The organism is Mucilaginibacter sp. (assembly GCF_041660805.1).
Taxonomy (GTDB): Bacteria; Bacteroidota; Bacteroidia; order Sphingobacteriales; family Sphingobacteriaceae; genus Mucilaginibacter.
This window is the reverse complement of record NZ_JBAZVP010000032.1, coordinates 48,557-54,834: the sequence shown is the minus strand read 5'-3', so window position 1 is coordinate 54,834 and position 6,278 is coordinate 48,557. Positions and strand designations below refer to the sequence as shown.

The window sequence follows — 6,278 nt, the reverse complement described above, 5'->3', positions numbered from 1 at the left end:
TGGAAAGGGGTAAGTTTTTTCCGCGAAAGAGCGTTTAACTTTTGTTCCTGTTTATCTATTTCGGCATTGATGCTGACATAGTTATTTTTTATTTTTTGAATAGCTAATTCATAACCTTGCAAACCGGATTCATTAGCTAATGATCCGTTTTTACGAATAATATCATCCAGCGCATTTGATATAGCTATGAACGGGTCAACAGCTGCCTGCGCTGTTTTAGTTACCTTCGGCAATTGCCCGTTTGAAGCTTGCGGCAGATCTTGGTTAGCTACATCGTAGAAAGCCTTGGCCTGCTTACCTGCTGCGGCAGCGGCTGTATTATATTCAGTTATTTGCCTTTTTAACCCTGCAATACCTCGCAGGGCAGGGCCTAAGGTCTCATCAAAATCTTGCCCAAACCGAAAATTAGTTTGGAGTTTTTCTAATTGTGCGCTTAAACTCTGTAAAGTAGGTATTAAACTTTTTGCAGCTACCTGGTTTTGTATTTGCGTTTTCTGAAAACCTTTAGCCAGATCATTCGCAGCTTGTACACGTCCAAAGGCTTCTAAAGCGGCAGTACCTTTTTCAAGTATAGTAGTAAAGTCTGCAACAGAGGCTTTGGCAGTATCGTAACCTTTAGTAAATTCAGGAAAATCCCGTGCAATAGCTTGCCGGGCGGCTAAACCATCAAATAAAGCTTTAGTATTATTTTTAATAGCATATACTTCCTCGTTCAGCTTAACAATACTATCCTGCACGTTGCCAAAGGCACCAGCTTCTGCCCTGCTTGACGCTGAAAGCGTAGCAATATAATCTTCTAAAGCTCTTTTCTGTTCTTCTACGGCATCCCTGTGCTTTTGTGACTCACGAGCGGCTGCCAGTTGACGTTGCTGGTATATAGTAAAAGCCGAAATAGCCAGAGATAAGGCTAACGATATACCGCTAAAACCGGTAAATAAAGAAGATAGCCCTTGGCGTAGTATAGCGCCGGAAGTAGCTGTACCACCTTGGGCGATAATAACTTCTCGTAAGCGATCCCGGTATTGAGGCAATACCTCAAATGCACGGGTAATGTTATTACCAATAGCCCCGAAGTTATTAGCCGCGAACGGGGCATCCTGTACGATACGACCCAGTTCCAGGTTAAAACTGTTAATACCAACACCTGCACTCAGGGCGCTTCTACCTGTAGCATTTAAAGCTTGGGTAAGATTACCCCCCGCGTTTTGTAAACCTCTTAACCGCTGCTCAGTCTGCGCTATTTTCTGATCGAATATAGCTATCTCATTAACGGTAAGCGCCCGCTTCTTCGCTTCCCTAAACTCATTCAGATCACGCGTAGCGGCTTCAATAAGACCCAGGGTACGTTCATCTACCGGAGGTGGTACGGGTTTAGTCGCTTGCTTCTGCTGTTCAATAGAACGCGTTAAAGCATCTATTTTTGTTTTAAGCGAAGTAACTTTATCGTCGAACGGAGAAAGTCCGGAAGATAATAAAGTATTGATAGCTGACTGATAGGCTGTTATTTGTTGCTGGCTATTTTTAATTGTCTGTCCAAATAGCTGCGCATTGCCTGTAAGGACAGAAAGTTTATTACTAAGATTATCTAAAGCGGTAGTTTGTAAACCTTCCTTAAAAGCTTGACTTCCTTTAACTGCTGTATCATAAACTTCTTTAAATCGATTAGTTAATATAACCAAAGCCCCTCCTAATGCTTGGGCTTTTGAGGGGTCATCATTATTAAAAAGATTTAGATTCGCTTTTGCGATTTGTTGCTGCAAACCATTAAGAATACCTGTTGCCTGAGAGGCTGCTGCGGCCAGTCCTGAAACACTACCTGTTATTTCATATTCGAGCCTTGCTGCCATTATTCAAATTCGTTTAGCAAAGCCAGAGCCTGCTTCATTGTTGTTATAGGACGCAGACCGTCCTCTTTATCCATTTCCAATCCGATTACGTCTCTCGGCGCTACGAACTTGGTTTGACCGTATGCGCAGCTTGCAATGTATGACATCATGTGCCGCGTCCGATTCCATTCTTTTTCTTCCCTCCGGTGATAGCCCGTCATTAACAGGTCAAACTCCCTTAAAGTACAAGATTCTACTTCTAAAGGTTTGAGGCCCATTTCATAGGCCAGAACCAGCATTTCACCTATAGAAGTTTGTTTTTTTTTGTTGCTGGTTTAGTATCATCTACTTTGGTAACTGTAATACCTAAGTAATCCGAAACGTTCTGGCCCAGTATTTTAGAATGTAAGAAGTCGTCCAGTACGCCTTCCACTAACGTGATGCCCTGGTTATCAAACTCCATTAATATTTGCTCGTGATTAATGCCGCCTACGGTCTTGTTTACTTTAGCATAGCTATCAATAGCGCAGGTTATGAACTTAGAAAGGGCTATGGTTTGGGAAATCTGCGATTTACCGTCCCCTGCGAATACCAGGTTCAAGGCACTTTCCAGATCAAGTTCTACTAAATTACAAAAGCGGTCGATTGCCGCAAGTCCCCAAAGTAACCCGTACTTTTCGCCGTTAATAGATATTTCCATGCTTTGCTATAATTGCTTTTTTAATTTCCTTGTCTGTAGGCTTTTTAGTGAATTGTTCAAAAAACCGCTCGTATGAACAGAAGCAGGGGGCATACACGATATAGTCTACCGTGTATCGCCCGTTGCGCCTGTCTTTTATAGACAGTATTTTGACCCGTTCCATTTATTAGGTGGTATGCGGTACCTGTTCAAAAGTAAGCGGTCCATTACCATCGATTGTTACATCATAGGTAGAATCACCACTTTCAGGACCGTTGATAGTTAACCCGGTTAGTAAGCCTGTACCTGTGTAGAAATCATCTACCGGATGGCTGTGAGAGGCGAAATTAGCATTAGTCGCAAACTCAGCTTCAACTTCCAAAGTAGAACTGTTAATGAAGAACTGCGCTAAAGCGGATTGATTAGCTCCTAAACTATCCAAGAAAGCTTTCGCGCTAAAAGTGATTTGCCAGTCTTTACTATCCACAGTACGTGTAACCCAACTTAAACCTACATTCTCCGCACCATCTGTCTGGTCAGGTTTACAGGTATCATTTTCAGTTGTTGAGGCTGTTAACTGCAACTGAGCGTCAGTCTGGCAACGGAAGTATTCCAAGCCATTACCTATGTCCAGCCAAACACCGGTTAACTTACCTTCTAAGACGTTAGTTGTTTGTGCCATGATTGAATTTTATTTTTAATTTCTGTTAATTTATCACTTTTAGTTTTAACGGTAATATGTACTTTACCATCTTTTATCTGGCTGATCATGCCCGTAAATGCCTGTTGTTCTTTACCTTTAAAAATACAGTAAACAGGTGAATTTAAAGCAAGTACACCAATACCATCAAATATACTATTAAACTTTAATTTATAAGTATGTTTTGATTTTTTTTCGCCATCGACAATTATGCGGTCATATTCCGTCTCGAAATCAACTTCATTGCTGCAACTCCACCCGTTATCATGCAATATAAAACCTAAGCCTGTCATAATATATTCGTATCAATTATAAGCGGCCAGTCGGCTTCAGGCGGCATCTGGTCAATGATCAGATCGTAGTCCTCGAAGTTGGTATTTACCGGCCCTGTTCCTTGAAATGATATTTGCGTTGTCGCGGCACCTTGCCCCGGCGCTGAAAAGTTTATGGTTTGCGGATAAGCATTACCATATATGATCATTTCAGGCTCAACACCTGTTTTAGTCCTGAACTGCAAATAAACCGGAAGGCCGGAGAATATAACATGCAGCATGGATTTTGCATCCTGTACACTTTCAAGTAACAGCTTCTGATTAACGGACATTGTCCAGGTGCGGTTGCCGGGAATAAATTCCTTCCATCTACCCGAAAGCGGGGAAGTAGCAGGCAGCATATCTGCTGTACAGTTAAACTCACTTGACGTTTCGCAAGCAAAAAAGTCGCCATTGGCAGACAATCCGATCAATCTTCCTGCTATACCTGACATACCCAATGTTCATATATTAATATCCTGCGTTCAATACTCTCTTTCGGCGTTTCGGTATCAAGTGGCTGACTGTTTATCAATACTGTCGATTTAACTGCGAAACCGTCAACTGAAATTCCGTTTTCTATTACCTCGATCACTATGCCTTCGAGATCGTCGATTTTATCCGTTTGAGATATTCCTTTTTCACCTATAAATACCATATCTATAGTGATCTGCGTATTCCACTCCCACCCGTTCTTTGAAACGGCGGTACGCTGTTTGGTTTGAGTAGATAGCAGGATATATTTTTGCGGAATAGCTTTATCAATGGGTACTTTTTTAGCATAGACAGGTACACCCGCATTAGCCAATGCTTCGATGTATGCTTTACGTATGTACTTGTCCGGGCTAATCAGCATGTTGGTAAAGATAAATAAAAAACCGCAATATCAAATCAATGATTATTGCGGTTAAAAACTTATAGAGCTTGACGTGAACTACAAGTTAATAGCTTTAAGCATTTCAGTAACTCCACGACACTCCCATCCATTACCTATCATTCTATATCTTTGACTATCCGAAACGCCCTCTGTATAGTTATCAGGCAGTCCGTGTATTCTTTCACATTCTAAAGGCGTTAGCCTACGCCATAGTTCTTCATCCACAGCTATTTTTGCGTGATGGTGTCCACCTTGGTGCGTTAATAACGTAGGACATTTTCCTTTTGGATCATAGACGCGAGTTTTACTTTCATGCCCTTTTATACCATCTGCTACACCCACCTGAATAAGTGTTGTACCACTATCAATACTCATTTGGCCTGAATTATTTTTCGTATTTAAAGTGCCACATTTAGATGGATTAAAACGCATTTTAGAATATGTTTTTCGTTGCCCCCGCTCCAAAGCTTTTTGGGTTATTAAATATTTATACGAAACTTCATGTTCTAAAATATCATTAATTATGATATGACTATTTGAAGGAAGTTTAACTCCTTGAATATTAGTCCAATATAACCGCTTACGTTCCGTAGGAGAACAAATGCCATGATTTAATTCGATAGGTTCAACACCTAATTCTTTTGAAATAATATCTCGCCATTCTTTTTTCATTTTAACATTTTCAAGCCAAAATAAAACCTTTGGGTTACCTCTTTGCAATTGCCTTAAAAGATGAATAAACGTCCAAAACAATTTACTTCTGGGGTCTTCAAAATTCATTCCTAATCCTGCGTTGCTAAACCCCTGGCAAGGACTACCTGCCATTAGTAAATCAATATCCCCGTTAAGCATTATGACGCCTTTATCATAAGATATATTTGTATGTCCCAAATACCAACTATTATCTATATCTATAGATTGTACATCGCCTATATGCTTTATATCAGGCCATTTTTGCTTACTTATTTTAATAGCGTAAGGGTCAATTTCGGAAGCATAATAATTTTTTACTTTAATACCGGCCTGTTGTAGACATAAACGACCGCACGACTTTCCGTCGAAAAGAGATAAAACATTCATTTGCTGTCAAGCTTTTACACCGCCTGAATTAGCGGAACAACAAACCTAAATCATTTATTTAACTTCTGCAACTCTTTTTCCACCTCGGGTATTAATTCCTCGCGGTGTTTAAATATGGCAGGGAAGAAAAAAGGTTGCGGGGCGGTGTTACCCTCGCCGTTTACAAAGAACTCTTTTGCATAGCTTTCCAACCCTTGCGGGATAGATGTAAGCGGCCCGGTGCCAAACTCCTGGTAAGCTGAATACCCTGCTTCCGATACGACAGAGGTTGCGTTCTCGGTTTGTTTGGTATCAATGCCTGCGATAAGCAATCCTTTGTCCTCAGGCGCTAATGCACGTGCATCTGCAGCCATACGTTCGGCTACCCTAAGCTCGGCTACCTTTTTAGCGCGATTGACTTTTTCAACCAGCCGTTGCATATCGCGCAAAGCGTCCTGTATGCCTTTTATCCTTGCCATATACACAAAAGTTTCCAGTAGTGGACGGGTTGATCGAGTTCGATAATAGCATGCAGCTTGTACGTTTTACCATCGCACTCAACCACCATATCTTTTTCCGGTACCCAGTCCTTACGATACCGGATGACAAAGTAAACGTCATTGCGCAGCATACTTGCTCCGGCTTCTAAAGCATACTGATCATAGCTGCCTATCTGTAATTTGGCCGCTTTAGTGATAAGAGAAGTAACTACCGTAACTTCACTATTGCCGTATTCATTCTGCGTGGTTTGTTCGTTACTAAACGTTAGGGCGTAACGGAGCCTGCCGGGATCATAAGAGCTTTTGTTATTGAATATCTTATTCAT

At 41.2% G+C, this 6,278-nt stretch carries 10 protein-coding genes; all 10 read right to left on the bottom strand.

Annotated elements, in window-relative coordinates; genetic code table 11:
* The coding region (locus WC743_RS24335; RefSeq protein ID WP_373016153.1) for a hypothetical protein at positions 1 to 1,847 on the bottom strand (1,847 nt) is incomplete at its 3' end.
* The gene (locus WC743_RS24330) at positions 1,847 to 2,125 is read right to left on the bottom strand and encodes a hypothetical protein (protein WP_373016152.1); all 279 of its coding nucleotides are present in this window, start codon (positions 2,123 to 2,125) and stop codon (positions 1,847 to 1,849) included. The genes WC743_RS24335 and WC743_RS24330, both read right to left, overlap by 1 nt.
* A gap of 5 nt (positions 2,126 to 2,130) precedes the next feature.
* Entirely contained in the window at positions 2,131 to 2,526 is a 396-nt protein-coding gene (locus WC743_RS24325) for a hypothetical protein (protein WP_373016151.1), read from the bottom strand.
* A gap of 166 nt (positions 2,527 to 2,692) precedes the next feature.
* Positions 2,693 to 3,187 (bottom strand): hypothetical protein, encoded by a 495-nt coding sequence (locus tag WC743_RS24320; RefSeq protein WP_373016150.1) that lies wholly within the window; start codon positions 3,185 to 3,187, stop codon positions 2,693 to 2,695.
* Complete coding sequence (locus tag WC743_RS24315) at positions 3,163 to 3,498, bottom strand: hypothetical protein (RefSeq protein ID WP_373016149.1); 336 nt, start codon at positions 3,496 to 3,498, stop codon at positions 3,163 to 3,165. The genes WC743_RS24320 and WC743_RS24315 overlap by 25 nt, the downstream gene beginning before the upstream one ends.
* Entirely contained in the window at positions 3,495 to 3,971 is a 477-nt protein-coding gene (locus WC743_RS24310; protein ID WP_373016148.1) for a hypothetical protein, read from the bottom strand. Before WC743_RS24310 ends, WC743_RS24315 begins: the two co-directional genes overlap by 4 nt.
* Complete coding sequence (locus WC743_RS24305; RefSeq protein ID WP_373016147.1) at positions 3,959 to 4,372, bottom strand: hypothetical protein; 414 nt, start codon at positions 4,370 to 4,372, stop codon at positions 3,959 to 3,961. The genes WC743_RS24310 and WC743_RS24305 overlap by 13 nt, the downstream gene beginning before the upstream one ends.
* A 78-nt stretch (positions 4,373 to 4,450) precedes the next feature.
* The gene (locus WC743_RS24300) at positions 4,451 to 5,473 is read right to left on the bottom strand and encodes a DNA cytosine methyltransferase (RefSeq protein ID WP_373016146.1); all 1,023 of its coding nucleotides are present in this window, start codon (positions 5,471 to 5,473) and stop codon (positions 4,451 to 4,453) included.
* Between the two features lie 50 nt (positions 5,474 to 5,523).
* On the bottom strand, positions 5,524 to 5,931 hold the full coding sequence (locus tag WC743_RS24295; protein WP_373016145.1) for an HK97-gp10 family putative phage morphogenesis protein: 408 nt from the start codon (positions 5,929 to 5,931) through the stop codon (positions 5,524 to 5,526).
* Positions 5,919 to 6,278, bottom strand: a complete 360-nt coding sequence (locus WC743_RS24290) for a phage head closure protein (protein WP_373016144.1) — start codon at positions 6,276 to 6,278, stop codon at positions 5,919 to 5,921. Before WC743_RS24290 ends, WC743_RS24295 begins: the two co-directional genes overlap by 13 nt.

Coding starts and splice junctions, on each gene's coding strand:
- WC743_RS24330 (WP_373016152.1), bottom strand. CDS start 2,125: ATGCTGGTTCTGGCCTATGAAATGGGCCTCAAACCTTTAGAAGTAGAA.
- WC743_RS24325 (WP_373016151.1), bottom strand. CDS start 2,526: ATGGAAATATCTATTAACGGCGAAAAGTACGGGTTACTTTGGGGACTT.
- WC743_RS24320 (WP_373016150.1), bottom strand. CDS start 3,187: ATGGCACAAACAACTAACGTCTTAGAAGGTAAGTTAACCGGTGTTTGG.
- WC743_RS24315 (WP_373016149.1), bottom strand. CDS start 3,498: ATGACAGGCTTAGGTTTTATATTGCATGATAACGGGTGGAGTTGCAGC.
- WC743_RS24310 (WP_373016148.1), bottom strand. CDS start 3,971: ATGTCAGGTATAGCAGGAAGATTGATCGGATTGTCTGCCAATGGCGAC.
- WC743_RS24305 (WP_373016147.1), bottom strand. CDS start 4,372: ATGCTGATTAGCCCGGACAAGTACATACGTAAAGCATACATCGAAGCA.
- WC743_RS24300 (WP_373016146.1), bottom strand. CDS start 5,473: ATGAATGTTTTATCTCTTTTCGACGGAAAGTCGTGCGGTCGTTTATGT.
- WC743_RS24295 (WP_373016145.1), bottom strand. CDS start 5,931: ATGGCAAGGATAAAAGGCATACAGGACGCTTTGCGCGATATGCAACGG.
- WC743_RS24290 (WP_373016144.1), bottom strand. CDS start 6,278: ATGAATAAGATATTCAATAACAAAAGCTCTTATGATCCCGGCAGGCTC.